The 25,827-nt window shown below is 68.9% G+C and carries 23 protein-coding genes and 7 pseudogenes; 16 read left to right on the forward strand and 14 right to left on the reverse strand.

The features are described from left to right. The 4 genes and pseudogenes from ACZ4MF_RS45380 to istB all read left to right on the forward strand — a co-directional run. Positions 1-323 (forward strand): annotated as a pseudogene (locus ACZ4MF_RS45380) (hypothetical protein); the annotation flags it as partial. A 185-nt stretch (positions 324-508) separates the two neighbouring features. Then, positions 509-1,621: an IS110 family RNA-guided transposase gene (locus ACZ4MF_RS45385; RefSeq protein WP_467499822.1), complete on the forward strand. Its 1,113-nt coding sequence runs from the start codon at positions 509-511 to the stop codon at positions 1,619-1,621. Between the two features lie 40 nt (positions 1,622-1,661). Further along, the gene (locus tag ACZ4MF_RS45390; protein WP_467499824.1) at positions 1,662-2,657 is read left to right on the forward strand and encodes a Mu transposase domain-containing protein; all 996 of its coding nucleotides are present in this window, start codon (positions 1,662-1,664) and stop codon (positions 2,655-2,657) included. Next, positions 2,654-3,448 carry an IS21-like element helper ATPase IstB gene (istB, locus tag ACZ4MF_RS45395; RefSeq protein WP_467499826.1) on the forward strand — a complete coding sequence of 265 codons (795 nt, stop codon included), beginning with the start codon at positions 2,654-2,656 and terminating at the stop codon, positions 3,446-3,448. The genes ACZ4MF_RS45390 and istB overlap by 4 nt, the downstream gene beginning before the upstream one ends. 115 nt (positions 3,449-3,563) lie before the next feature. On the opposite strand, the gene ACZ4MF_RS45400 is transcribed toward istB, so the two are convergent. After that, the gene (locus tag ACZ4MF_RS45400) at positions 3,564-3,932 is read right to left on the reverse strand and encodes a VOC family protein (RefSeq protein WP_467499828.1); all 369 of its coding nucleotides are present in this window, start codon (positions 3,930-3,932) and stop codon (positions 3,564-3,566) included. A 65-nt stretch (positions 3,933-3,997) separates the two neighbouring features. Here ACZ4MF_RS45400 and ACZ4MF_RS45405 point away from each other — a divergent pair, with 65 nt between their 5' ends. Continuing rightward, positions 3,998-4,456: a MarR family winged helix-turn-helix transcriptional regulator gene (locus ACZ4MF_RS45405; RefSeq protein WP_467499830.1), complete on the forward strand. Its 459-nt coding sequence runs from the start codon at positions 3,998-4,000 to the stop codon at positions 4,454-4,456. 236 nt (positions 4,457-4,692) lie between these two features. Here ACZ4MF_RS45405 and ACZ4MF_RS45410 read toward each other — a convergent pair whose 3' ends face one another. Together ACZ4MF_RS45410 and ACZ4MF_RS45415 are read right to left on the reverse strand one after the other, a co-directional pair. After that, the gene (locus tag ACZ4MF_RS45410; protein WP_467499832.1) at positions 4,693-5,100 is read right to left on the reverse strand and encodes a hypothetical protein; all 408 of its coding nucleotides are present in this window, start codon (positions 5,098-5,100) and stop codon (positions 4,693-4,695) included. After that, positions 5,100-5,605: pseudogene (locus ACZ4MF_RS45415) on the reverse strand (SRPBCC family protein). The gene ACZ4MF_RS45410 and the pseudogene ACZ4MF_RS45415 overlap by 1 nt, the downstream one beginning before the upstream one ends. Before the next feature lie 38 nt (positions 5,606-5,643). Between ACZ4MF_RS45415 and ACZ4MF_RS45420 the strand changes: the two are divergent. Further along, positions 5,644-5,913: pseudogene (locus ACZ4MF_RS45420) on the forward strand (transposase); the annotation flags it as partial. A gap of 147 nt (positions 5,914-6,060) precedes the next feature. Here ACZ4MF_RS45420 and ACZ4MF_RS45425 read toward each other — a convergent pair. Then, positions 6,061-7,230, reverse strand: a complete 1,170-nt coding sequence (locus ACZ4MF_RS45425) for an alpha/beta hydrolase family protein (RefSeq protein WP_467499834.1) — start codon at positions 7,228-7,230, stop codon at positions 6,061-6,063. 100 nt (positions 7,231-7,330) lie between these two features. On the opposite strand from ACZ4MF_RS45425, the gene ACZ4MF_RS45430 reads away from it, so the two are divergent. The 3 genes and pseudogenes from ACZ4MF_RS45430 to ACZ4MF_RS45440 all read left to right on the forward strand — a co-directional run bounded on the left by ACZ4MF_RS45430 (position 7,331) and on the right by ACZ4MF_RS45440 (position 8,957). Continuing rightward, on the forward strand, positions 7,331-7,945 hold the full coding sequence (locus ACZ4MF_RS45430) for a TetR/AcrR family transcriptional regulator (protein ID WP_467499836.1): 615 nt from the start codon (positions 7,331-7,333) through the stop codon (positions 7,943-7,945). A gap of 271 nt (positions 7,946-8,216) precedes the next feature. Further along, positions 8,217-8,579 (forward strand): annotated as a pseudogene (locus ACZ4MF_RS45435) (MFS transporter); the annotation flags it as partial. A 177-nt stretch (positions 8,580-8,756) separates the two neighbouring features. Beyond that, positions 8,757-8,957 (forward strand): transposase, encoded by a 201-nt coding sequence (locus ACZ4MF_RS45440; protein ID WP_467499862.1) that lies wholly within the window; start codon positions 8,757-8,759, stop codon positions 8,955-8,957. A 248-nt stretch (positions 8,958-9,205) separates the two neighbouring features. On the opposite strand, the gene ACZ4MF_RS45445 is transcribed toward ACZ4MF_RS45440, so the two are convergent. From ACZ4MF_RS45445 to ACZ4MF_RS45455, 3 genes and pseudogenes are all read right to left on the reverse strand, one after another. Beyond that, positions 9,206-12,235, reverse strand: coding sequence for an NACHT domain-containing protein (locus tag ACZ4MF_RS45445; RefSeq protein WP_467499838.1), 3,030 nt, complete (start codon positions 12,233-12,235; stop codon positions 9,206-9,208). Between the two features lie 750 nt (positions 12,236-12,985). After that, a pseudogene (locus ACZ4MF_RS45450) lies at positions 12,986-13,374 on the reverse strand (transposase family protein); the annotation flags it as partial. 131 nt (positions 13,375-13,505) lie between these two features. Beyond that, complete coding sequence (locus ACZ4MF_RS45455) at positions 13,506-14,798, reverse strand: UDP-glucose dehydrogenase family protein (protein WP_467499864.1); 1,293 nt, start codon at positions 14,796-14,798, stop codon at positions 13,506-13,508. 542 nt (positions 14,799-15,340) lie between these two features. On the opposite strand from ACZ4MF_RS45455, the gene ACZ4MF_RS45460 reads away from it, so the two are divergent. From ACZ4MF_RS45460 to ACZ4MF_RS45475, 4 genes are read left to right on the forward strand one after another with little or no spacing between them, the layout of a single operon-like run. Continuing rightward, on the forward strand, positions 15,341-17,428 hold the full coding sequence (locus tag ACZ4MF_RS45460) for a glycosyltransferase (RefSeq protein ID WP_467499840.1): 2,088 nt from the start codon (positions 15,341-15,343) through the stop codon (positions 17,426-17,428). An 18-nt stretch (positions 17,429-17,446) separates the two neighbouring features. Beyond that, on the forward strand, positions 17,447-18,412 hold the full coding sequence (locus ACZ4MF_RS45465; protein ID WP_467499842.1) for a hypothetical protein: 966 nt from the start codon (positions 17,447-17,449) through the stop codon (positions 18,410-18,412). Further along, complete coding sequence (locus ACZ4MF_RS45470; protein ID WP_467499844.1) at positions 18,409-20,112, forward strand: hypothetical protein; 1,704 nt, start codon at positions 18,409-18,411, stop codon at positions 20,110-20,112. The genes ACZ4MF_RS45465 and ACZ4MF_RS45470 overlap by 4 nt, the downstream gene beginning before the upstream one ends. After that, positions 20,109-20,762 carry a class I SAM-dependent methyltransferase gene (locus ACZ4MF_RS45475; protein ID WP_467499846.1) on the forward strand — a complete coding sequence of 218 codons (654 nt, stop codon included), beginning with the start codon at positions 20,109-20,111 and terminating at the stop codon, positions 20,760-20,762. Before ACZ4MF_RS45470 ends, ACZ4MF_RS45475 begins: the two co-directional genes overlap by 4 nt. Positions 20,763-20,807: 45 nt before the next feature. Here ACZ4MF_RS45475 and ACZ4MF_RS45480 read toward each other — a convergent pair whose 3' ends face one another. Further along, entirely contained in the window at positions 20,808-21,767 is a 960-nt protein-coding gene (locus tag ACZ4MF_RS45480) for an NAD-dependent epimerase/dehydratase family protein (RefSeq protein ID WP_467499866.1), read from the reverse strand. 423 nt (positions 21,768-22,190) lie between these two features. Then, complete coding sequence (locus ACZ4MF_RS45485; protein WP_467499848.1) at positions 22,191-22,397, reverse strand: hypothetical protein; 207 nt, start codon at positions 22,395-22,397, stop codon at positions 22,191-22,193. Between ACZ4MF_RS45485 and ACZ4MF_RS45490 the strand changes: the two are divergent. Together ACZ4MF_RS45490 and ACZ4MF_RS45495 are read left to right on the forward strand one after the other, a co-directional pair. After that, a pseudogene (locus ACZ4MF_RS45490) lies at positions 22,392-22,687 on the forward strand (IS701 family transposase); the annotation flags it as partial. The gene ACZ4MF_RS45485 and the pseudogene ACZ4MF_RS45490 sit on opposite strands and share 6 nt — an antisense overlap. Positions 22,688-22,800: 113 nt before the next feature. Beyond that, the gene (locus ACZ4MF_RS45495) at positions 22,801-23,022 is read left to right on the forward strand and encodes a hypothetical protein (protein WP_467499850.1); all 222 of its coding nucleotides are present in this window, start codon (positions 22,801-22,803) and stop codon (positions 23,020-23,022) included. Positions 23,023-23,166: 144 nt separating this feature from the next. Here ACZ4MF_RS45495 and ACZ4MF_RS45500 read toward each other — a convergent pair. The 3 genes and pseudogenes from ACZ4MF_RS45500 to ACZ4MF_RS45510 form a co-directional block, all read right to left on the reverse strand. Then, positions 23,167-23,318 (reverse strand): annotated as a pseudogene (locus ACZ4MF_RS45500) (cold-shock protein). 89 nt (positions 23,319-23,407) lie between these two features. Continuing rightward, complete coding sequence (locus ACZ4MF_RS45505) at positions 23,408-23,599, reverse strand: hypothetical protein (protein WP_467499852.1); 192 nt, start codon at positions 23,597-23,599, stop codon at positions 23,408-23,410. Between the two features lie 175 nt (positions 23,600-23,774). Beyond that, positions 23,775-23,954 (reverse strand): hypothetical protein, encoded by a 180-nt coding sequence (locus tag ACZ4MF_RS45510; RefSeq protein ID WP_467499854.1) that lies wholly within the window; start codon positions 23,952-23,954, stop codon positions 23,775-23,777. A gap of 276 nt (positions 23,955-24,230) precedes the next feature. On the opposite strand from ACZ4MF_RS45510, the gene ACZ4MF_RS45515 reads away from it, so the two are divergent. Next, positions 24,231-24,434 (forward strand): cold-shock protein, encoded by a 204-nt coding sequence (locus tag ACZ4MF_RS45515; protein ID WP_467499856.1) that lies wholly within the window; start codon positions 24,231-24,233, stop codon positions 24,432-24,434. 351 nt (positions 24,435-24,785) lie between these two features. On the opposite strand, the gene ACZ4MF_RS45520 is transcribed toward ACZ4MF_RS45515, so the two are convergent. Together ACZ4MF_RS45520 and ACZ4MF_RS45525 are read right to left on the reverse strand one after the other, a co-directional pair. Continuing rightward, entirely contained in the window at positions 24,786-25,001 is a 216-nt protein-coding gene (locus ACZ4MF_RS45520; protein ID WP_467499858.1) for a hypothetical protein, read from the reverse strand. Between the two features lie 190 nt (positions 25,002-25,191). Continuing rightward, positions 25,192-25,659: a hypothetical protein gene (locus tag ACZ4MF_RS45525; protein WP_467499860.1), complete on the reverse strand. Its 468-nt coding sequence runs from the start codon at positions 25,657-25,659 to the stop codon at positions 25,192-25,194. Between the last annotated feature and the right edge of the window lie 168 nt (positions 25,660-25,827).

The raw sequence follows: 25,827 nt of genomic DNA on the forward strand, positions 1-25,827 counted from the left end.
GGCGCCGGCAGGAGATCGCCGAGGCCGCAGGGGCGACACCGGCGGCGGGATTCGTGATCCGCCACAACCAGCCCGGCATGGACGCGGAGGTCGACTTCGGCGAAGCCTGGGTGGACCTGGCCGGCGAACGCACCAAGTGCTTCGTGTTCGCGTTCAGACTGGCCTACTCCGGCAAGGCCGTACACCGCATCACCGCGTCCTGCGGTCAGGAGGCGTTCTTCGACGGACACGTCCACGCGTTCCGCACGCTGGGCGGTATCCCGGCCGGTCAGATCCGCTACGACTGTGAGGATGATCAGGTGCCGCTTCCAGCGGTGGCCTGACCCGCGCTACGACTGGCCTCGTGCCCTGAGTGTTGATCTGTCGGTCACCGCCCGGAGCGGCATCAGCTGCCGCCGGGCAGGGGACGTGTCCCGATAGGGGCCTTCGCGACAGGCACCGTCACAGTCTTGACCTCCCCGGCCCGGCGACGGCCACCGGTTCCGAGGCAATCAGGAGACAGGCGACCGTGCCCAGCATCACCCAGCCCGCTGCCCCATGTCACGTCCCGGCCGACGCCGCGGAGGAGGTCCTGCTCGGCGTCGACACCCACAAGGACATCCACGCGGCGGCCGTCGTCACTGTCCTCGGCGCCGCCCTGGACGGCCGCACCTTCCCGGCCACCACCGAGGGGTACCGCCAGCTCGTCGCCTGGGCCCGCTCCTTCGGCGCACTACGACGGGCCGGGGTGGAGTGCACCGGCTCCTACGGCGCCGCACTAGCCCGTCACCTGCGCGCCGAGGGCATCGAGGTGACCGAGGTCAATCAGCCGGACAAGGCTGTGCGCCGACGCCGTGGGAAGACTGACGCCATCGATGCCGAGGCGGCAGCCCGCGCGGTGCTGTCCGGACGCGCGACCGCAACCGCGAAGGCGAGCGACGGCCCGGTCGAGACGCTGCGGCTTCTCAAGCTGGCAAAGGGATCCGCGATTAAGTCCAGGACCCAGGCCATCAACCAGCTCAAAAGCGTCCTGGTCTCGGCCGACTCCGCTCTGCGCGAGTCGCTGGCCGGGCTCAGCAACCCGCGCCTGTTCAAGCAGTGCGCCGAGTTGGACGACACGGAGGCCGCAGGGCCGGCGGGCACCGCCCGGCACGTCCTGAAACTCCTGGCTTGCCGCATCCAGCACCTGACCGCGGAGATCGACGACCTGAACAAGCGCATAGCCGAGGGCGTCGAGGCCAGCGTCCCCGGCCTGCCCGACGTCCGTGGCGTCGGGCCGGACAGCGCTGCGACCCTCCTGGTCTCGGCCGGCGACAACCCTGAGCGCCTCACCAACGAGGCGTCCTTCGCCGCCCTATGCGGCACCAGTCCCGTCGAGGCGTCCTCCGGAAAGACCCAGCGACGCCGCCTCAACCGTGGCGGTGACCGCCAGGCGAACGCCGCCCTCTACCGGATCGTCCTCAGTCGCCTGCGCTGGGACGACCGCTCTCAGGACTATCTGCGGCGACGGCTGGCCGAGGGCAAGACACGCCGAGAGATCATCCGTTGCCTGAAGCGGTACGTCGCGCGCGAGATCTACCAGCTGATCACCCCCACCAGGACGGCTGCTGACCATGCAGGCCCGCCTGGAGCCGTGAGTTGACATCCATAGGGGCATCAACCTCACCCCGGCAGTCTCCCGAGTGATCCACAGGAGCCGCTCCCGTGAGGAGCATCCACGCTGGGCGGACTTCCGCAGGCACTTCTCGATCACCCCTTTCTACTGCGAGCCGGGACTTCGCGGGGCCCATGAGAAGGGAAGGGTCGAGGGCCAGGTGGGCTACTGGCGCAGGAACTACCTGACCCCGGTCCCGCGCGTCGACTCCCTGAACGAGCTCAACGACGCCTTCACCCGCTTCGAGGAGGCCGAGGAGAACCGGCGGATCGGGATGCGGATCCGCACCATCGGCCAGGACTTCGCCCGCGAAGCCCCGCTCCTACTGCCCCTGCCCGAGGCCCCCTTCGAGACCGGCCTCGCACTGAACCCACGGGTCGACCGCTACGGCATGGTCGCCGTCCGGGTCTGCCGCTACTCGGTTCCGGTCCGCTTCATCGGCCGCACCGTCCACGTTCTCCTGCGCTCCAGCGAGGTCGTAGTCTTCCACGGCCGCACCGAGATCGCCCGCCACCCCCGCCTGACGACCAAGGGCGCTGAACGGGTGGTCCTGGACCACTTCCTGGAAGTCCTGCTGGCCAAGCCCGGCGCCCTGGCCGGCTCCGAGGCGCTCGATCAGGCTCGCCGCGAGGGCACCTTCACCCCAGCCCACGAAGCACTCTGGTCCACGGCCAAACACACTCTCGGCGAGTCCGAGGGCACCAAGGCTCTGGTTCAGGTCCTGCTGCTGCACCGCCACCTGCAGCACCGCGACGTGGTCGCCGGCATCCGTGCTGCGCTCGCGGTCGGCGCCTGCACCGCGGACGTGGTCGCGGTGGAAGCCCGCAAGGCCGCCGAAACCGAGGGCCGGTCCCCGACCGTCACCGCCACCACCGTCCTGCCCGAGCCGGTCGCCCCGCCGGACCTGCCGCTGCCCAGTCTGACCGAGCGCCGGGCTCATCGCCTTCCCGCCGACCAGCGGCCCCTGCCCACCCTCGAACGCTGGGACCAGCTCCTGCACCGTCCTGGAAGGGAAACCCGATGAACGGCCCGCACCACACCCTGACCGAGCCCGCCTCCGACGCCGCGATCGACACCGCCTGCCGGGTCCTGCGGCTGCCGACGATGCGGGCCCAGTTCGCTGACACCGTCGCCCGCGCCGAGCGCGAGCACTTGTCCTACCGAGGGTTCCTCGCCGAGTTGCTGATGGCCGAGTGCGAGGACCGCGACCGCCGCCGCTCCGAGCGCCGGATTCGCGCGGCCGGCTTCCCACGCTCGAAATGGCTCTCGGATTTCGACTACACAGCCAACCAGAACGTCACCCCGGCCCTGATCAACAACCTCGCCACCTGCGAATGGGTCAAGAAGGGCGAGCCGCTCTGCTTGATCGGTGACTCCGGCACCGGCAAATCCCATCTGCTGATCGGCCTCGGTTCCGCCGCCGCAATGTCCGGCTTCCGGGTCCGCTACGCGCTCGCCGCAAAGCTCGTCAACGAACTCGTCGAAGCCGCCGACGAGAAACAGCTGACCAAGACCATCGCCCGCTACGGACGCGTCGACCTGCTGTGCATCGACGAGCTTGGCTACCTCGAACTCGACCGCCGCGGAGCCGAGATGCTGTTCCAGGTTTTGACCGAGCGGGAGGAGAAGAACAGTGTGGCCATCGCCTCGAACGAATCGTTCGGAGGCTGGACCAAGACGTTCACCGACCCCAGGCTCTGCGCAGCCATCGTCGACCGACTCACCTTCAACGGCACCATCATCGAGACCGGCACCGAGTCCTACCGGCTCGCCCGCACGAAGGCCAAGCAGCAAGAACCGCGCAAGCAGTCATAGCGAGCGGGCACGGGACGAGCCCGGGGAAGCAATGTCAAAACCTGTGGCTGGGAGCCGCAAGGTCACGCGAGCCCAGGGCGCAACCGCTGATGATCGTCCGGTGGCGTTTGGTCGATCAAGCGCGGTCGTGGAGCGTGACCTGGTAGCCGTCGAGGTCGGCGAAGGTGAAGGTCCGACCGAAGGGGCCGTCGATCGGTGCGGAGACGATGGTGTGACCGTCAGCGACGAGCGCGTCGTGGATGGCCTGGACGTCGGTGGCGTGGAGCCAGATCGCGGCACCGATGCCGGGCTGAGCGACGGATGCGAGGTCGGTGCCGGGAATGACGTCGCGGAGTGCGAACGCGATCGGCTTCGTCTCGAAGACGACGGCGTGCGGAGGTCCGGCCGGCGAGCGGACGAGGCCCAGGTACTGCTCGTAGAACGCCTGTGAAGCGTCGAGGTCGCGCACTTGGAGCGAGATGAAGTCGGGGCCGGTGGCGGGCATGATGGCACTCCTTCTTTTTTCGTGTCAGTTTTCTGACATGTGGCAAGCTATGTCAGAATACTGACATGAGTCAAGAAGGTGTCGGCGTCGACCTGGAGACGTCACTGGGCTACCTGCTGAAAGAAGCGTCGAGCGCCCTCCGCGCGGCCATGGAGGAAGTGCTGCGGCCGCTCGGGATGAGCGTGACGCACTACTCCTGCCTCGAACTGCTGGCGCAACGACCGGGCTTGTCGAACTCCGAGCTCGCGCGGGGCGCGTTCGTGACACGGCAGACGATGAACGTGCTGCTCCAGGCCCTGGAACGAGACGGCTACGTGACCAGGCCTGCGGAGGCACCAGTCGGGAAGGTGCTTCCCACGCGGCTCACGCCTCGCGGCCGACGAAGCCTCGAGAAGGCGAGCGCAGCCGTCCGGTCCGTCGAGGCCAGAATGCTGGCCGGCCTGACCGAGACCGAGCAGTCAGGCGCGTTCCGGATCCTGCAGAGCATGATCCATTCCCTGCGCGGTGACAACGAAGGTGCATAGCTGCTTTCGCGGCGCACGTCTCGTCGCGCTCGGACAGGAGTGCAGCCGAGCCTGAAATCCGTGTCGGCGACCTCGAAAACCGACAGACCCCGACTACACCCTCTGCTGCGATGAGCCGGCGATGAGCCGGGGCCGACTTGGCCCGGAAGCCGGGGCCACTTCAAGCCGGAATCTCCGCCCAACCGATCTTCGAGTGGAGCCACTTCAAGCCGGAAAAATGGGGCCAACTCAAACCGTTAAAGCCAGAAGTGGAAGGTGGTGCCGCCCGGCCTCTTCCACGGGTCACGCTTGGTGTGCGTCACGACGAAGACCGGGGTGCGGAACGGCGCGTCCTCCGGCCATGACTGCTCGCCGAGGTCGAACATGCGCTTGCCCATGACGTTCGCGCCGGTGCGCGCGAACGTCTCCCGCGCGATGTCGTTGTCGCGCCCTTCCTCGCCACCCTCGCCGAGCTTCAGGTTCTCCCGGAAGAACCGCTGCGGGAAGATCCACTGCTGCAGCTCCGTCCACTGTGCCATCCAGGGCTGGACCTGCGGGTCGTCCTGCTTGTCGGGCGCGAGGAGCGCGTCGTCAACGGGCGCGGGCTCGGGCGCGATGAACCCGTCCAGCGACATCGACACACTGAAGAACACCTTGCCGGCCATCAGTCCTCAGCTCCCTTCCGGACGGTCTCGGTGAGGTAGGCAGCCAGGTTGCCCAAGGTCTGCTGGCCGCCCTCGACAGCGTGGTACTTCTCGACCGCCTCGTCGCGCAGCCCCTTGGTGGGGAACACTGTGCGCATCGCGATCCGGGTCGCCGCGCCGTCCGGCGCGAAGGTCGGGACCGACTCGAAGGCGTTCGGGTCGTCGCGGGACTCGCCGTGCAGGAGCTCGATCCGCTCCGGCGGGCCGATCCGCAGCCAGCGGATCCACTCGGAGCAGTCGGTTCCGTCCGGCCCGGCAACACGAAGTCCCACTCCCCGCCCTCGCGGAACTCGAAGGACCGCGTGGTGGTGGTGAACCCCTGCGGACCCCACCACCGCGACAGGTGCCGCACCTCGGTGAACGCCTCGAACACCTGCTCCCGCGGGGCATCGATGACCCGGGAGATCACGATCTCCCGGTCGGCCGTCGCCGGCTCCGCCCGCGTTCCGCGCCTTGCCCCTGCCATCGGTCAATCCTCCTGCCGTGTCTGCGTGAGCGTCCGGGCTCTCCAGGGGGGATCACGTTGGCCCCTCGCCCGTCGACCGATCCCGTGCCGGCTCCAAGCACCATCTGGTCGTTGACCGCCACGGAACTTGGCTCGTCGTCACGCTCACCGGCGGGAACCGACACGATGTCACCCCGCTCCTGCCATTGCTGGACACGGTCCCATCGATCCGGGGCCTGCGGGGACGCCTCCGTCGCAAGCCCCGACGTCTGTACGCCGACCGGGGCTATGACTTCGACAAATACCGCCGCCGCCCCACGGCTTTGGGTGACCGTGGCGGAGACGACGCGAGGCGAGCTGGCCCCGTGACAGGGTCCCGGAACCCTCTACCCCTGAGTGGCGAGGCGTGCGGGCGGGGCGTGGAGGGGATGACACCGAGAGGGATCGTCCCCGTGCCCTCGGAGCGGCCTGCGAGGTCAGCTGGCGAGTACGGTGTCGAGCCAGTCGAAGGTGCGCTGGTGGAACAAGTAGATCGCACCCTCGTGGCAGTGCTCGCCGGCGCCTTCGTCCTCCCGGAAGAGGATCAGTTCCTTCTGGCAGGTCAGCTGGTCGAGCAGACGCGACGGCTGCCCCTTGAAGAACACGTCGTTCTCGGCGTCGAGGACGAGGGTCGGGCAGGTGATGCGGTCGGCGATACCGGCCAGGGTGTATGCCTCGGATGCCTTGACCAGCTGGGCGAAGTCGGACACACCGAAGGTCCAGCGGCCGTTGCGCACCACCCATCGCACCATGGTGTTCTGCGCCATCAGCGCCTCGATGCCGCCGGGGGTCGCGGCGGCGCGGTGGGCGGTTGCTTGGGCGACTTCGTGGAAGTCGTCGACGCCGTCGTGCAGCACGAGCGCGGCGAGGCGGTGCTCGAAGGCGGCCGCCCTGGCGGCGAGGTAGCCGCCCAGGCTGGTGCCGACCAGGACGAGTTGTTCGGCGTCCACCTCGGGCACGGTGAGCGCGAAGTCGACGACCGGGGTGACCACGGCCTCCCAGTCGTACCGGAAGTGCAGGCCCTGGTCGCGGACGGTGCTGCCCTGGCCCGGGCCGTCGAAGGTGAGGACGTTGTAGCCGCGCCGCAGCGCGCCGGCGGCCAGCGCGAAGTAGTTCTCCTCGAGGGTGGAGTCGTAGCCGCCGTGGTAGATGAGGGTCGGGCGCGGGGTGCCCGAGTCGTCGACGAGGAACAGGTAGCCGGGCAGCGTGGTGTCCTCGTACGGGATGCGCAGGGCGCGGGCCGGCGTGTCGAGCAGGGCGGCCGCGTCGGCGAAGGTCTGCTGGGAGGCCTTGGCCAGCCGCGCCGACTCGGCGTCGTTGGCGGGGTCCTCGCGGTGGTAGAAGTCCGCGGTCCGGTAGTAGTTCGACGCGCGCAGCAGTGCCTCCCGGGCGCTGACCCGGTGACCGGCGGCCAGCGCGTCCCGGCCAGTGCGCTCGATGCGCGCCGCCGTCGCGGCCCACTGGGCCGACCAGGCTTCCTCGTCTCCCTCTGGGATCTGCCGGCAGGTAACCAGGACCTCTCCCAGGTCGGCGCCGGCGTAGGCGGCGTAGCCCGCGGCACGCAGTGCCTCGAAGGAGAAGGACTCGTCGTCGTAGAGGAACTTCATCTTCGGCTCCCTTCGATGAATGGAACGGAACGGCACCGTTCCGTCTTGCTCACAAAGTAACATATGGAACGGGACCGTTCCGTTCGGTATGATGGAGTGCATGACAGAGCAGCAGAAGAAGGGACGGCCGGCGACCGGAGGAGCGGTCCTGCGGCAGCGGGTGACCGACGCGATCACCGAGGCGGCCTTCGCCGAACTCGCCGAGGCCGGGTATGCGCGGATGTCGATGGAGGCGGTGGCCCGGCGTGCCGGTGTGGGCAAGGCCGCGCTCTACCGGCGCTGGTCCTCGAAGCAGGCGATGATCGCCGAGTTGATCCGCAGCAAGGTCACCGACACGCTCCCGCCCACGCCGGCCACCGGCGACTTGCACAGTGACCTCCGCGAGCTGCTCGCCACCTTCCGCAGTCAACTGGCCAATCCGCTGCTCGCCCGTATCTGGGCCGGACTGCTCGCCGAGGCCAGTCACGACGACGCTCTGGCGGAGGGGCTCTACACCGGAGTGACCGCACCGCGGCGGGCGGCGGCGCGCACCATCCTGCAGGCCGCGATTGACCGCGGCGAGCTCCCCCCCGGCCTGGATCTGGATCTCGGCACCGACCTGCTGATCGCACCGCTCGCATTCCGGGTACTGGTCCTACAGGGCAGCAGCGACGATGAGTATCTGGGCACGCTGACCAACGCCATCGAGGCGGCGCTGAAAGCGGCGGTCCGCTGACCTCGCCGTTTCGGTCGGGGCGGAGTCAAGCGGCGGCCGGAAACGCGAAAGTGCCTTCTGAACGGGGCGATGGACCTTGGGCTGGTGCCCGTGGTCACAATGCGTGGAGGTGCCGGGTGGTCATCCCGGCGAAGTGTTGGAGGCGCTGATTGTGAACACCGCATCGCGGTGCGCCTCACCATGCGCGCCAGACGCTGACCACTTCGCTTCGCCCACCGGCTGATCTGCTTCGTTCAACGGTGGGCGCTTCCCCTTATGCGAGACCACCGTAGTGTCCGAAGACTTCGGGACGGCTGATCGCCGTCCTCTGGCAACGGTTCTTGCCGCCAACCTCGTTTCGGTCGCAGGGAACTGCCTCACCTGCATGGGCGTGCCGTGGTTCGTGCTGCAGAGCACGGGCAGCGCCGCCAAGGCCGGGATCGTCGCGTTCTGCACACCGCTGCCCGCAGTGCTCGCTGTGCTCGTCACCGGTCCGGTCATCGACCGGATGGGGCGACGGCGGGTGAGTGTCGCCTCGGATCTCGCCTGCGGGGTCGCCGTTGCTGCGATCCCGCTGCTGCAGTTCGCCGGCATCCTGCAGTTCTGGATGCTGTGCGTGCTGATGGCGATGACAGGGCTGTTCCGTGCGCCGGGAGCTGAGCTCGCCGAGGACGGCCGTATTGCCACGCTGCGCATCGTGTACGACACCGTTGACGTGCGTCCGGCGTTCGAAGGCGAGACCGGCAGTTCGTGGCGGCCCACCACAGATCAGAGCTGACGGGCTGCTGTCCACCCTGGCCGTGAAACGATCTTCAGCTGCACTCGGGGCAATCTGACGGATACGCAGTGGGAGCGGCTGGAAGCCGTGTTGCCGCCGATACCGAAGATGGGCCGGCCGCCGCGGGATCGGCGGCAGGTCTTCGACGGGATCTGGTGGCGGGTGCCTTGCGCAAGCCTGCGGCGCGCTGCGTTGAACCTAGGACGCGCCCATCGGGTCGCTGTCAGCTTGACCCTGCCGCGAGGCCGTTACTGAAGTCCCTTTCATCCCTTTTCGTATATTTTTTCACTCCGGTATCAGGCCTGCCCAGTGGGACACAAGCAATAAACAGCCCATAGGGGCGTGCGGGGGCGCCTGGAAGGCGCTCGTTGGCACTGTTGCGGCTGGCGCGCACCCAGGCGGATCCCCATGCGTCCGGCCAGCTCTCCATGACCGCGGTCACCGGCGCTCATGTCTGCTTTCGAGGCGGTAGGCAATCAGGTGTCATGCTGCGGTGGCGGGGGTCAGTCCCGGCGTGGCAGGCCGCGGGCACGGCTGATCATCTCCTGCCAGAATGCGCGGATGCCGCTGTAGGTGAGGGACGCCGGGCGGCCGCCCGGACGGTGCACCCACTGCTGACGGCTGAACGCCTCGGTCAGCTCGGCTCGAATGCCGGCGGTGCCCTTCGGCGGGTACGGGCACAGGCGGAACTCGCAGGAGTCGGCGCAGGCGTCCCCTGGCAGCGGGGTGTCGGCCCCGCCGACCGTCAGCCGCAGGTTGAGCGTGCTGCGGTCGACACCCAGACAGGGCGGCAGGTCGCTGCGGGCCGTCCTCTGGAGGTGGCGCTCGCGTTCGTCCGGCGCGGTGCCGCGATCTGCGAGGGTAAGCAGCAGGATCACGTCGGCGACCAACTGCCGGGCTTCAGGGACCAGCGCCACCCAGCCGGTCGAGCGGGGGATCCACAGTCCGCGCCGCTCCATCGGCGCGTTCGCCCGGGAACCCACCTTACTGAGTACCCCGGCCTCGTCGATCCACAGGAACTGCTCGGGTGTGCCCTCGTCCATCGCCCGCACTGCCAGCCCGGCGGCGCGGGCGACGAACGGGTGCAACTCGTTGCGGCCCGGCACGCCGTGTTCGTTGATCAGCTCGCACCACTGGCGCACGGTGTCCGCCGGGTGCGAGCCGTGTCCCTGGCTCGCATGATGCCGCCCGGTCTCGGACAGAGTCCACAGCGCCAGCGCCTGCAGCAGGGTCAGCTGGGCGAACCAGAACCGGCTGTGCTTCAGCATCCCCAGGGCTGCCTCGGCCAGCACCGCACGGGCCCATTTCGGGGCGTCCGGATGCGACGGGCCCCGGTTCGCCGCGAACTTGAAGCCCTGTGCCAAGGCGATCTCGAACGAGGCAGTGCGGCACAGCAGTCCGCGGTCAGACCGAGCCCACCCCTGCAGCCACCCCGCCAGCTGCCGCCAAGAATCCGAGGGTTCCCCCCGCGTCGGTCCCACCAGCAGCGGAGTCACCCACGCGCAGATGACAAGCCCGTTCCACTGCTGCTCGGTGCTGCTGGTGAGCACCTCCGTCCCGGCCGTCCAGGCCTCACAGAGCTCCGGCAGGAGCTCGGCGCGGGCGTCCGCCCCGCCCGCGCCGAGCTCCTGGGCGATGGTGAAGCGGACCTGGTAGCACCGCTCCTTACAGCCGATCGTGTACAGCTGCCGGTAAGCCGAGCGGACCTTTTCTCCCAGTCGACGGTCGCCCTCGCGGACCGAACGCTCGGACAACGCCCGGGCCGCTGCGCCGAAGCACCCCACCAAGCGCAGCTTGGCCGACTCCAAGCTCCGCTGGTCGCTGGCTGCCGCGACATTGTCCCATCGCTCATTGAGCCGCTCCGCGATCTGCCCGATCTTCGGGTCAGCGGTGCTGCAGTCGATCTCGAAGGCGGCTGCGAAGGCGTCGACGAGTTTGATCGCTCGAGCCTCATCGCAGCTGTCAGCACGACCCAGCAGGCGCTGCACTATGGCCTGGCCATCGAGTCGGCGCGGCGGGTCGGCCCGTGAAGCCAGCACGGCGGCGATCAGAAACTCCCGCCCTGGGTCGTCCTGGCACAGCGGATCGTTGAGGTCCTGGCTCAGGTAGTCCTCCGAATCGGCCAGCACTTCGGGCAGGACCAGCGAGCCCAGGAAGGCCTGAACGATGCTGTGCTGGAATCGGATGCCACGCGGATGCACCTCCACGAGCTCCAACTGCTCGCCCACCGCCGCAGCCGCCAGCAGGTCGGAGCTCGACACGGTGCGGCCCAGTTCCTTCTCCAGCCAGTTCCTGAGCACGTGGTACGGGCTGGGCGGCGCGGTACGGCTCGGCGGCTCCGGGACTGGGCCGAGGAAGTCGCTGAAGCCGACGTCCAGGGTGTCCTCACGCAGCCCGACGCAGGCCAGCGCGGACAGCGTCGCCATCGCCCGGGCGCGCTGCTGGGCGTCCAGCTGCGGCTCGGGGAACAGGTGGCCGGCGACTAGGGCCTGCCGCCAGGTGTCCAGCAGTTGCCACCGCAACCGGGCCCGGTCGGCGTGCCGGGTGTCCAGCGGGTGCTCCACCCACCGGGAACCGGTCCGGTCCAGGCCGACGCGGTGCAAGGTGCTGGCGATCCGCAGGTAGATCGGTGACTCGGTGACCTCGGCCGTGGTCACGACCCAGTCCAGCCTGCGTTGGTCCTCCCCGCTCGCCCCGGAGCCGGCGAGGTAGTCGAGCGCGGCCTGCTCACTCAGCGGTTCCAGCTCCATGGTGACGGCCGCTACGGTACGTAATGCCTCATGCGGCCGGGCGGTGATGACCAGCGGGAGGTCGTTTTCGCAGGCTCGGCGGACTGCAAGCCGGATGACGTTGTCGCGGTTGTTGACGTCACCGTTCTGCAGGCACTCCTCCAGACCGTCGGCAAGTACCACCACCAGATCGTCGCGGCACAGCCGCCGCCACACCTTCTCCCCCTCGCCGTCCGAGTACAGCCTGGGCTGGACCTGCGAGATGAACCGGTGGTAGGCCAGCTTCCGGAAGTCCAATGCTTCCGGCTCCTGGACGTCCCGCAGCCGGAGCGGCACAGGGACCGCGCCGCGGTCCGCGAGCAGCTTGGTCAGCTGAACCAACACGGCGGTCTTCCCCGCGCCCACCCCGCCCACCAGCAGGTGCGGCCGGCGCAAATCGGGGTCGTGCAGGCTGTCCGCGAGCACCTGACACAAGTCGTCCCGGCCGACCACCGGAGGGGTGAGCCGCCCCGCGGTCTCCACCAGGTCCTCCGGGCACTGCCGAGCTCTGGTCATCATCGGCCGCCGGACCGTGCGCACGCGCCAGATAACAAAGAACGCATAGGCCAGCGCCAGGGAGAGGATCGGTGCCAGGAACCCGGAGGCGAAGGAACAGGAGAGCGTGTTGTCCTGGCACCTCTTTTCGGGGGCCACCAGCCAGGCGACCGGCTTGAACCCGGCCAGCGCGACCGCGAAGACGAAGTAGAGCGACCAGGCCAGGGTCATCAAAGCCAAGCCCGCCGCCAGGCAGGACTGCAGCACCACCAGTGGGAAGTACCGAGCGTGATACTCGCGCCTCAGCCATGCCGGGGCGCCGCCCAGCCTACGCCGGAGTCGAAGGTCCATTCCCTTTCTTCTACCACGCATCACTTTGTCGTTGACCCACCAGGAGGGTGAACTCGCCGCCTTCCGGCAGGCCCAGGATGAATCCCAAAGCGAAGGTGAATTTCGATCAATGGAAAGTCCCGGAGGGCGATCAGGTGGAAGAGGAGTTCGAGGAGGAGGAGAAAGGGCAGTAATGCGAGGCCCGGTAGCGAGAGGAGGACGTTTGGGCATAGACCTTGAATAAAGACCCGCCCAAGGGGAGCTACTCTCGCAGTCGGGATTATTCGGTAAGCCGGGCATTGGGGCCTGTGAATTTCCTGTTGTCGGGAGAGTTCGGCGGCGTAGTAAGCCCTTGTGGCGCCTGCGTCCCTGGTCCACTTCTCGGCCTGGGAGATGTGCAATGCGGGCAGACGGCTAAGCGCGACGGCAGGGAATTTGGCATATAGCTCCATCGGCGTGGTATCGCGGGCAGGGCCGAGCCGGGATTCCCAAGTCGGTGAATTTTCGCATGAGCTGACGGGTGCTTATCTGCTTTCGTCGGCAGTCCAGGGGAAAAGTCATGGTGATCGTTACTGTGTCCGATGGTCGGGGAGCCGTTCCGGTGCCGGACGATTTCCAGCACTAAATAAACGACGTCCCGTAAGTCCGTGTTGGGTCATGGCCGGGATGGATTTGGGCCGAGATGGATGCTTACCCGGCGAGGGCCAGGTTGTGCAGTCGGGTCACGCCGAGGACGGCTTGGTGGACGCCGTCGCCGCGTAGTCGACGGTCGCGGAGGATCTTGTAGGTTTTCATCCGCGGGAAGGCGTGTTCGACACCGGCCCTTGCTTGGCGTTGGACGGTGTTGCGGCCTGCTGCTCACGTGTGGGTGGTCGGTCTTTGCGCGGCCAGCGCGGGATGAGCGCGGGGGTGCCGCGATAGCCGCCGTCACCGAGTACGGGCGCGTTCTTCACAGCACGGTCCACGCCGGATTCCCGGTAGGCGTGGGCGTCGTGACGGTTGCCGGGCACCGGCCGTCCGGCCGCTACGACCAGCCGGGTGTTGGCGTCGATGATGACCTGGTGGTTGGTGGAGTAGCGGCGCCCGGTGCGAATGCGTATCTGCCGTCACGGCGACCCGCTCTCTGCCGAGGAGGTCGAGCTGCGCGAGAGCCTCATCGCCCAGCGCGCTCAGCTGGACGCCGACGCGGTGTGCCGATATTGAGTCTCGGTCAGGGACGGCCGACTGACAGGTAGGTGAAACCGGCCTCGCGCATCCGCGCCGGGTCCAGCAGGTTGCGGCCGTCGAAGAGCACCGGGCGGCACATCGTGTGGGCGGCTTCCTGCCAGGGCAGTTCCTTCAGTTCGGGCCACTCGGTGACGATGATCGCCGCGTCCGCGCCCTCCAGCGCCGCCAGAGCGCTCTCGTGCCGGGTGGCGGCCTTCCAGGGCTCCGCTTCGGTGATGCGGGCCAGCGGATCCCAGCAGTGCACCTCGGCGCCTTCGGCCAGCAGGCGGGAGGCGATCACGATACTCGGGGCCTCGCGCATGTCGTCGGTGCCCGCCTTGAACGCCACACCGAGCAGCGCGATCCGCTTGCCGCTGAGGGTCCCGATCAGGCCCTTCAGGCGCTGGATTGCCCGGCGCGGCTGAAGGTTGTTGACCTCGATGACCGCGTTCAGTAGCTGCAGGTGGTGGCCGTTGTCGTTGGCGAGCGATTTCAGCGCGAGCCCGTCTTTGGGGAAGCATGAGCCGCCCCACCCCAGGCCGGCGCCCAGGAAGTGCGAGCCAATCCGGTGGTCCAGGCCGACCGCCTCCATCACCAGCCGCACGTCTGCGCCGGTCAACTCGCACACGGTCGCGATCTCGTTCGCGAAGCTGATCTTCGTCATCAGCAGGGCGTTGCTGGTGAGTTTCGCCAGCTCGGCCGAGCGCACGTCCATCCGCACGATCGGCCCCTCGACACCCCGGTGCAGGTCGGCGATCAGCTCGAACGTGGCCTGGTCGTCCGCCCCGATGACCACCCGGTCCGGGTGCAGGAAGTCGTTGACCGCTCGGCCCTCAGCCGTGAACTCCGGGTTCGCGGCGTAGCCGACGTGCGCGAGCCCGGCGGTAGCCAGTACCTGCCGGACCCGCTCGCCGGTGCCGATCGGCACGGTGCTTTTGACCGCCACCGCCCTCAGGCGGCTGGCCGTTTTGAGATCGTCCACCACCGACCACACGCGCGACAGGTCCGCGTCCCCGGCCGGACCCGGTGGGGTGTCCACGCACACGTAGGCGACCTCAGCCCTGGCTAGCGCCTTGGCCGCGTCCAGGGTGAACGACAGCCGTTCGGCATTGCGGGTGATCAGCTCACCCAGCCCAGGCTCGTGGAACGGGACTGCAGCGCGACACATCAGGTCGATCCGACCGGGGTCGATGTCGCGCACCACCACTCGGTGACCCAGGTCCGCCAGGCACGCCCCGGTCACCAGTCCCATGTAGCCAGCGCCGAAAACGGCGACACGATGGGTCGAACAGTCCATTTCACGCAGGCTCCAATCTCGGCAGAGCCAGGCTCCAATCTCGGCAGAGCCAGGTTCCAGCTCTCGGCAGAACCGGCCGCCGAGGCGCCGGATATGGCAAACCTCAGCGTCAAGCTTCAGCGGCCGGCGCCAAGCTGATGAACAGTTACCTTCTAGAAACGGGATGAGGAAGAAGCTCCGATCCTGTAGCCAGCGCAGTACGCCGAGGAAATGACGAAGATCGGCATTTCGATGAGCGTGCTGGTCAGCGGTACGTGACCGAAGCGTGATGCCGCACCAGGTTAACCCTGGCCCCGTGCAACTGTCTTGGCAGCCGCCCCCCCCCGTTGCGCCCCGACGGCGACGATTCCCACCGTCGTCTCGCGTGCGCGCAGCCGCCCGGTACAGCGCGACAAACGGAAGCCTCGCCGGTACGTTGAAGTTAAGTCCACCTGGACGGTTTCTCGCCCCCGGTACCACGGGGCGGCGGGCACCTGCCCCGATGACGCAGGCACAGACGGTGGTCGCACCCTGAAGACGGCAGTTCGGAGCATGGGGGAATCATGCACACGAGCCTGGTGATTTCTGCCTACAACGAGGGCCCCGCGCTTCTCCGTACCGTCCGATCTTGTATTCAGGTGCTGGAAGATCTATACGCCGAAATCGTCGTGGCGGACGACGCGTCGGACGACGACTCCGTGGCTGAGGTCGAGCGGAGTCTTCCGGTCGTCCGGACCGTGCACAGTGCACGGCGCCGCGGGGCCTCGCCGACCAAGGCGATGGGAGCCGACGCCGCGCGCGGAGACGTGCTGGTGTTCCTCGATGGTCACACCAAGCCAGAGCCAGGCTCGCTGAGGCGCCTGGTCGAGGACGTAGAGCGCACCGACGGACAGGCGGTGGCCACGCCGAGCCTGTTGAATCTGGACGTTGAGCGATGGATCAACGACCCGCTGCAGTCCGGTCACGGCTACCGACTGGATCTGGGCACGCTCGACTGCGGTTGGCTGGACCTGTCGGACATGACGGCCGTCACCTTGGGGCGGCGCAGGCTGTACGAGTCCCCGAGCCTGATCGGATGTGCGTTCGCGATAAGCCGTCAGCTGTACGAGAAATTGTGGGGGATGGATCGGGACATGCTGTTCTGGGGAGTCGAGGATCTTGATTTCGGGCTCAAGTGCTGGCTCATGGGGCATCGGATCCTGCACGATCCGGAGGCCACCATCGGACACCGGTTCCGCGAGTCCTTCGACAACTACGACGTGCCGCCGGAGCACTTCCTGGCCAATCAGCTCAGAATGGCGCGCAAGAACTACACCGAAGGCACCTGGCGGCAGTGGCTGGAAGCCACCGCGCAATGCCATCCGGAGGTGTCCGAGGACGTACCGGAGAGCCTGTGGGCGCGTGCCTGGCTTACCTTCGACCAGGCGAAGGCCAGCGCCGAGCAGGAGCGGGCCTACCTGCACGGGAGCCGTAGCCGGGACGAGTTCTGGTACGCCCGCCGCTTCGCCCTTGACTGGCCCTACGTGTCGGAGTTTCCCGCCCGCGCGCTGCCTTTGGAACTGGCGGTCACGCCCAGTGGCGGTCCGCATCCCAGTGGCGGTCCCCGGCCCAGCGGCGGTCCGCGTCCCACCGGCGGCCCGCACCCGACGCCCACACTGGTCCTGCAGCGCCCGACAGCGGGCCAGACCTTCGCAATCACCGGAAACGCACAGATGCCGACCGTCGTGGCCGAGGCCCGGGTCACCGGGGTGACCCCCGATCCGACTCCCGCCACCGACTTTCACTGGACGGTCCAGATCTCCTTCGATGCCAGCGCCTGCCGGCACGGACCGCACCGGACCATCAACCCGCCGGCCATCACGCAGACCACGCACGGCACCCCGCTGACGATCGCGTTCCCCCTGGTACGTGGCGGCCGCCTTGCCATCCAGGTCCAGGCGACGGTCGGTGGCCGCCTGCTGACCGCGCGCTCGCAGCAGCTGTCCATCGTGGGCACCAACCCGCCGGCCGCGACCCTGCACGCGGCACTGCCCCACGACGTGCTGCGACGCATCGCCGGCCACGAGTCGGACTGCCGCCAGTTCGACGCCCCGGCCGACGGAGGCACCTCCGGCTGCCCGCTGTTCAGCGCTGACAACGCCGGCGGGGTGGGCGTCATGCAGCTCACCAGCCCCAGGCCCACCGACGACCAGGTGTGGAGCTGGCGGGCCAACGTCACCGCGGGAATCGGACAGTTCACCAGCAAGCTGACCACGGCCCGCGGATACCCGGCCCAGGTGCAGGCGACGCACAGCTTCCAGGCCCTGGTGACGGCGTTCAATGCGGCCAGGACCGCCCACGGGCTGCCGCCCGTGCGGGTCAACGTGCCCGCCTTCACCTCCAGCGGCTTCGCGGTGGCCCCCGCGCAGCTCGGACAGCTCGAACTGGACGCCATCCGCGGCTACAACGGCTGGGCCGGGCAGGACGCCTTCGGCCTTCCGCTGCACGAGTTCCGGGTCGTGCTGGACGCCGGCGGAGGACTGGTGGTGGACGTGCCGGCCGGCAGCAACCAGGGGACCACCAGGTGGGAGCGGGTGCCGGCCGCCGCGCGGCCGCAGGGAAGGGGCGATCCCGGCTACGTCGACCACGTTCTGGCCCACGGGCCGTGCTGACCGGACGGTCCGACCGCCATGCACCCCAGACTCACCCCGCCACCACCGGTGTGCGGACGCCTCGCCCGCATGGATGGCCAACTGGCTGTCGTTTCCTGCTACTTCAACCCCTGCCAGTACGGCACCCGGCGTACCAACCTGCACGCCTTCCTGGCCGGGATGCGCGCCCTGCAGGTCCCCTTCCGGATGGTCGAGCTGAGCTTCGACGGGTACTTCGAGCTCCCCGCCGACGACCCCCGCCACCTGCGCCTGGCAGGCCGGCACGTGATGTGGCACAAGGAGCGCCTGCTCAACCTCGCCACGGCGACCCTGCCGCCCACGGTGGACAAAGTGGCCTGGGTCGATGCCGACGTCCTCTTCCCCGACCGCGACTGGTACCCGCACGCCTGCGCGCTGCTGGAGTCCTTCGACCTGGTGCAGCTGTTCAGCGAAGCCGTCGAAGCCGGCCCCGCCACCGACGGCACGCCAAACATGGGGGAGCTGAGCGGGCCGGGCATCGCCTACGCCGTCGCCGCCGGCCTGTCCGACCCCTTCCGCTTCGACCGGTCCTCGGCCAAGCCCGGAGTGGCCTGGGCCGCACGCCGCGAACTCCTGGAAGGGCCCGGCCTGTTCGACACGATGATCGTCGGCGGCGCCGACACCATGCTGGCGCTGGCCGCCTACGGCTACTTTGAGCACCCGCTGGCCCGCCTGCTCCCCGACCCCCTGCTCGAGTCCTGGCGCAGCTGGGCGCTTCACCTGCACCGGCGCGTGCAGGGCCGCGTCGGCTGGGTACCACAGACCGTCACCACGCTGTGGCACGGCAGCGCCGCCAGGCGCCGCCACGTCGAGCGGCTGCGGATCCTCACCGCCGCCGACTTCGACCCCCGGTGCGACCTGACGGCCGACAACCAGGGCGTCTTCGGCTGGGCGTCCGACAAGCCCGCCCTGCACGAGCAGGTCCGCGCCTACTTTGACGGTCGCAAGGAGGACAGCGCACCATGACCGGCCCCACCGCCCCGCCCACCGCCTGGCCAACCACCCTCGGCGCGCCCGTGCGCCACCGCGCCGCGGCCGACGAGCTGTCACGCTGCGCGGACCGACTGCGCGCCACCGGCCGCGCCACGCAGGCCCGCCTCGCCGAGGAGTACAGCGCCCGAGCCCTGTTCGTCCCCGACGACACCGCGCGTGCCCTGCGCGAGCAGCTCGCCCGACAGCTGGCCCCACCCGCCGGTGCGACCGCCGCCGACCGCCACGGCTCACTCCAGTACGTGCGCCGGCCCGGCGAGCTACGCGTCGACGGCAGCCGCGCCTGGCGCACCTGCAACCCCGGCCTTCTCCCCAGTGACCCGTTCACCCGCGACTACGGCGCCTTCGGGGACGACGACGGCATCGCCGTCTTCCCCGACGAGGACGCCGGCCGCCGCGCGCTCGCCGCGTATCTCGGCACTGAAAACGCCCAGCACGCCCGCGTGAGTGAGGTCCTCCAAGCCGTGCGCGAGCGCGAGCAGCCGCCCCTCGAACCGGACGGTGCCTTCGACACCCTCACCGCGCCTGTGCGACTCGACCCGCAGGCCCGGCTGTCCGAGCTGCCCACCGGCGCCCTGGCGGACCTCGCCGACGCCCTCGCCGCCTGGACCTTCCGCCGCCGCGCCGGGCACCGCTACCTGACCGGTGAGGACTCCACGCCCGCCTGGGCCCACGAACTGCTCGACCAGCGCACCGCTGGCCCCGGCCGCCACCCCGGCCACCGGATCCCGCTCGCCGCGCGCCCGGCCGAGCGCTACCGCGCCCGCGCCGACATCTGCATCCTCACCTCCTACTTCAACCCATGCGGCTACCACTCCCGTCAGCGCAACATCCTGTCCTTCCTCCAGTCCCTGGACCGCTCGGGTGCCGCCTGGCGGTGCGTCGAGTGCGCCTTCGGGAACCGGCCCTTCGAGCTGCCGGCCGGCGAGCAGGTCCTCCAGGTACGTTCGAACAGCGTGCTGTGGCAGAAAGAACGGCTGCTGAACCTCCTGGCCCACACCCTGCCGGACAGGTTCAGCAACCTGGCCTGGATCGACGGCGACGTCTTCTTCTCCGAATCCGACTGGCTCGCCCGCACATCCGACCTGCTGACGCAGTACACCGTGGTGCAGCCCTTCACCGAGGCGATCCGCCTGGCCGCCGGCCAGACGGCCTATCACCTGCGCGGCGAGGTCCTGCTCTCCTTCGCACACCGTTTCCACCTCGACCCCGACCCACGGGCCTGGTCCACCTACACCGACCACGGCCACACCGGATACGCCTGGGCCGGCCGCCGGGACTGGATCGAGGAGCACGGCCTCTACGATGCCTGCCTGTCCGGCACCGGCGATCACCTGATGGCCCACGCCTTCGTCGGCGACTGGAACAACCCCTGCTCGGGCCTGCAGGACAGCCTGCTGGGCCGCCACTACGAGACTTGGGCCCGCACCGCCTACCCGCACATCCGCAGCGGCCTTGGCTACCTGGACGGCGCCGTGCTGAGCCTGTGGCACGGCTGGCAGCAGGACCGCAACTACCACCAGGCGACCGTGCGGCTGCAGGAGCTGTCCTTCGACCCCGACCGGGACCTGCGCCTCGGCACCAACCGCTGCTGGGAGTGGGCCCGGCCCCGCGCCGAGCTCAAACGCTGGGCAGACGACTACTTCCGAATCCGACGGGAGGACAGCACCCAATGAGTCGGCCCACCACTGTCGACGCCTACTACCAGGCCGCCGAGCGCAGCGGCTATGTCTTGGGCGACGACGACGTGCCCGTGCCGCTGCACCCGGTCAGCATCGACTGCAAACAGGGTGACGTGCTGCGCCGCGCCGTCCTCGCCGAAGGCGCGCAACGCACCGTCGAAACCGGCATGGCCAACGGCATCTCCACCCTTTACCTGTGCGACGGCCTGCGACGCAACGGCCTCACCGGCCCGCGCCACATGGTCCTCGATCCCTACCAGGCGAACCGCTACCACTGCGCCGGGCTGCGCGCGGTCCGTACCCTCAGTTTCACCGACCTGGTCGACTTCCGCCCCCGCGACTCCAGCCTGGAACTACCGCGGATGGTCGACGAAGGCCGCAGCATGGACCTCGCCTTCGTCGACGGCGACCACCGCTTCGAGGGAGTCTTCGCCGACCTCCACCACCTCGACCGGCTGATCAGGGTCAGCGGCCTGGTCCTGGTCGACGACTACAACCTGCCGGCCGTGCGCGACGCGATCGCCTACTTCGTCGCCAACCTGGACTGGACCCTTGAGGGGGAGATGCACCGCATCGCTATTCTGCGGCGCCCGCACCGCACGTGTGTCCCGCCTTGGTACGCCTACGTGCCCTTCCAGGCGTGACCGACCACGGGCACCGAGACCACCGAGCACAGGGTGACGGGCGGTTCACGCCGCCGGGTGCTCCCGAAACCAGGCGATGGTCCACGCGAGTCCCTCCCTGGCGCAGGTCCGCGGCTCCCAGCGGAGCTTGCCGCGTGCCAGGGTGATATCCGGGCAGCGCACCACCGGGTCGTCGATCGGACAGTCGACGAACGCGACACCGGACCGCGAGCCCGTCAGATCGATCACCAGATACGCGAGTTCGGTCATCGTGAACTCGACGTCGCTGCCGATGTTGACCGGCCCGGCCAGCTCCGAGTCGGCCACCGCCAGGATGCCCGCAACGGTGTCGTCGACATAGGTCAGCGCACGGGTCTGCCGACCGTCCCCGGTCACCGTCAACGGCTGCCCCGCCAACGCCTGGCGGATGAAGGTCGGCACCGCGCGCCCATCGTGGGAGCGCATCCGCGGACCATAGGTGTTGAACAGCCGCACGATCGCCGTGTTCACGCCGCACGCTCTCGCCGTCGCGGTCGTCAGGGCCTCGGCGAACCGCTTCGCCTCGTCGTAGACGCTGCGCGGACCGACCGGATTGACATTGCCCCAGTACCCCTCGCTCTGCGGGTGCTGCAGCGGATTGCCGTACACCTCCGAGGTTGATGCCAGCAGGAACCGGGCGCCGTCCCGTTGAGCCAGGGCCAGAGCATGACGCGTCCCCAGACTCCCCGCCTCCAGAGTGTGCACCGGAAGCCGTAGGTAGTCCGCGGGCGACGCAGGCGAAGCCAGATGGAACACCACGTCCGTGCGCCGTGCCACCTCAAGACCCTCTGCGACGTCGGCGCACTGCACGAAGAAGCCGGGATGCTGCGCCAGATGGGCGATGTTGGCGGGCGAACTCGTGCAGTAGTCGTCCACGCAGGTCACCTCGTACCCCCGGCTCAGTAACGCCGCGCACAGGTGTGAGCCCACGAACCCGGCGCCGCCGGTCACCACGGCATGCGTGCCGTGCCGTCCCGCCACGCTCATCACGGACCTCCCGCACTGCCACGCGTGTCGGTGCCGTCCTCAGCAAAGGCCACCGCGTCCATGAGTTCCCGTAACAGGACCAGTATCGGCGAACGGCCCCTCACCTGGCGACTGGGGGAGACGGCATCAAGCACGCGCAGGCGTTCAGGCTGGAGGCGGCCGTGGGCTGTGAGGCTCGACCGCGAAGCCCAGCCAGCTGTGCGTCCGCCGCTTCGCTCGTCGGGGTCGTCCAGGAAGAAGAGCCGCTTCAGAGCTCCGGCCGTGTCGGCTCCTCAGCGATCATCCCGTACGCCGCAGCTGCTCGTCAGTCAGAAATTCCACCGGCACCCGGCGGACGATAGACGCCTCTTGCCAGCAGCCAACGATCCTTCTGAGAAACCCGACGCGGCACCTCGACCATGCGCAAAACGACCATGACCAATCTCAGTGCCAACCGCGGTTCCATTGATCCAGTACCACGGCCGGACCCAGCATGCGAGGGGCAAGGGCCGACTTCACGTTCCCCAGACCGCCGGCGAGGATCTGGCCGACGAAGTGCGCGATGGTGCGGGCGATCCCCGGCGCGGCGGCCGCGGGCGTGTGGGTGGCCCACGTGCGGATCGCCATCAGGTGGATGACGCCGATCGCCACCAAACCCTGGTCAACTGCGCCTTCTCCTTCTGCTGGGACCAGTGGTTCGCCCCGCTGGGACCCCTGGACGCCACCGCGCCCGACCCGTGCCCCGACGAGGGGCCAGAGAGGGGGCCCAGCCATACCCCTCCAGCCCCAACCGCACTGCTGGCCAAGGGCCTTACGGGCCATCCGCTCCTGGCTCACCCCGCCATCACCCTCACCCGATGGTGGCGAGCCTGGACGGACACCGACCCACCCTGCGAACTCCAGGCGCTGATCGACGCGGTCACCACAGGACACGGCATTGACCTCTACCTCCGGATTTAACGAACTACCGGTAAAAACGCTCCTCCGTCAGTCGGCTCTCGGCTGAGCAGGAACACGGGCGCAGGCGGTCCATCACCGCCCGTACGATGATCGCGTGACAGCCCGCCGTGCCCTCGGCGCGGGTCCCCAGGCCCCGCAGAACATCCGCGCCGCCCAGGCCGACCTCCTGGACACACTCCCCGGGATCCGCCTGCCCGACCTCGACCAGCTGCGGGCCCGCGGAGTCCTCGGCACTCACCCGGCGGCACCCCCGGCATCCCGGCGGACCCTCGGCACGGGCGGCCGCGCTAACGCGAATCCCTCTCACCTCTCCTGACGGCCCGGCCGGCGCCGCGAGCAAGGGGCGCGGGGAAGCTGGGTGGCCCGGCCGACCCAACCTGCCAGGGGCTCCAGCTCCCGCAGCCTGACCACAGCCGTCCAGCCCTCACAGACCGGGTCCGGACGGCCGCGGCAGGTTCTCCTAGGCGATCACCTGGACCTTGTCCGCCTGCATGCCCTTCTGGCCCTGCACAGCCTCGAAGGAGACCCGCTCGCCCGGTGATGGACGAACAGGTCAGGGCCGGATTCCGGCTCGATGAAGCCATATCCCTTGTCATCGTTGAACCACTTCACGGTGCCGTTCTGGCGCTCGGGGCGGCACGGTAGGCAGGCACCACCCGACTCACCTCGGGGTGGTGCCTGCCGCATGGTGCTTTCGAGCCTCAGACCTTGTTGACCATGGCCGCGCGTCCGGGGCCTTCGATCTGGAACGAGACGGTGTCCCCCGGATGGATCTCGTCGGGGTCGGTCACGAGGTCGTCCACCGTGAAGTACAGCACGGGACCACCACGATCGTTCTTGATGCTTCCCTCGCCCGGGTCCGCGTCCCACTCATGGATCTTGCCTTGGCCCATGGCTGTGTCTCCTTCGCTCGAAGATGCTGAGAGGTCCCGGGTTACGAGTCGGGGCCCTTGGACAGCGAACCCGCACCCACGTGCGACAGCGACCGCTGCGCGCCGAACGGGCGACGACGGCGACCAGCTCGCCGACGGGCGTTCAGCGCTCCCGTACCCCCGGACCGCCGCCGCGTCACTCGATCAGCGGCGAGTTCACCAGGTCCACCACGTCCAACCCCTCCAGGCCGGCACGCTCCAGGAACACGCTCAGGTCGTTCAGGCTGTACGCGGTGCCCAGCGTCTCGCTGCCGACCTGGACACGACGGCCGCCACCCTCACCGGGCGGACCCACGATCACACGACGCTCAGCCATAGCCCCAGCCTCACCCAGCGGCAGGTGAGGCGCTCGGGAGACGGCTGCCGGTGCTGGCCGGCCCACCCACGAGGCGCGCGTTGCCGTCGTGGTTCTGTGGCCGAGCTCCACCAGCCGGTGTAGCGTCGTAAGCAGCAGTCGTGGTCCCGAAGTCCCGTTCGCCCGTGATCGCCATCGCGGGCGTTTTTGCTGTTCAACGCCTCTCCGGACCAGGGCGATCACCTCCGGGTCCCGCACGGTGCGGGACCCGATACGAGCCCCTCGAAGGAGACAGGCATGGCTCAGGGCACTGTGAAGTGGTTCAACGCGGAAAAGGGCTTCGGCTTCATCGAGCAGGACGGTGGCGGCCCGGACGTCTTCGCCCACTACTCGAACATCGCCACCCAGGGCTTCCGTGAGCTCCGGGAAGGCCAGAAGGTCGAGTTCGACGTGACGCAGGGCCAGAAGGGCCCGCAGGCGGAGAACATCCGCCCCCTGTAACGCCGCACACACGAGAAGCCCCAGCCGGTGGGAACATCCCGGTTGGGGTTTCTTCGTTCCCGCGCACCGGTTGAGCCTGGGAGGTGCGTCCGATGGGCAGCGTCTACGGCGGCCGTCGCCGTCGGGGGCACGGACGGCCGTGGTGATGACGGTATGAAGCAGCCCCGGCCGGAGAGCTCTCCTCCAGCCGGGGCTGCGCCCGTCAATCCTTCGGCGGGATGATGAATCCCCGCCGTGGCTTGGGCTCCGGGTCACGCGAGTCCGGCTGCTGCGCGCGTCGCCACGCCGCTACCAGCTCCGCGTACCGCGGGTCGATCCACTCGGGCATGTGGCCTCCCTTCACGGGCGAGGCTAGGCGATGCCGGGCTTCTTCGGGATGATCACGATCGGGCCGCCGCCGTCCGAGTGCCGGCACTTCGCCGCGACCGACACGAGCGTCTCGTCGGAAGGTGCCACCCACAGCTCGCCGTCCGTGGTCCAGCCGAGTTCCGTGATCTTCTCGCGGGTGTGGTCCAGGATCTCGGGGGCGTAGTTCTCCGGGCCGTAGCCCGGGGAGTGGTGCAGCATCCGGCCGCCGAGCCGCTCGCACAGGTCGGCGTAGATCGCGGTGTGCAGGATGGCGGCGTGCCATCATCCAGTCTTCCGGAGAGGTACCCGAAACCCGAGACTTCCCAGCTCAGCCCCGATATCAGGGGCGAAACCGGTTTCGGGGCGGGGCGAAACCTCAACCCCTCCCCGAAACCGGCTCAGGGGCGCCCTACGCGTCGTCCTCGACGGCCGGCAGATCGGCGTACCGCAGGCCCTTGGCGCCCCCGCAGCACTCCCTGATGGTCAGCCGCCGGGCGGACACCTTGAACGGCTTCAGGGCGGCGCTCAGCGCCGTGGACCCTTCGCCCGCGGCCGTCTCCGTCCAGGGCTTGTACAGATCGGCCCGGTAGGCGGCGAGGGCTTCGACAAGGCGGTGCGAATGTACGCCCTCCACGCCGTCGGGCCAGATCGCGCGGACGTGGTCGACGATCGTCTCGACGTCCAGTTCCTCGACCTGGGAGCCGACGGACTGACCGGACAGGGTGCCGGCCGCCGTGCGCAGCGCGAGCGCCCGTTCGGCGATGTCCTCGGCCTCGGTCTGCTTGATGAACGCGGCCCGCACGGTGATGCCTTCACGGCCGCGGGCGAGGATGCCGGTTCCCTGGCCGTGGAGCACGAGGAAGCCGGAGGGAGTCATCAGGCGTTCGCCTTCCCACCCTCCATTCCAGTCGCGCGGCTCCGGTCGTGAGTTCGACCCGCTGCCGGCTGACCCGAGCGTAACGCTGCGGTCTGACAGCCCCCGACATCAGCGAGTCTTTCCCGTGACGATCGATGCGGCCCGGCTGAACTCTTGTGTCGCGTCGAG

The organism is Streptomyces sp. NPDC025793, assembly GCF_055558375.1.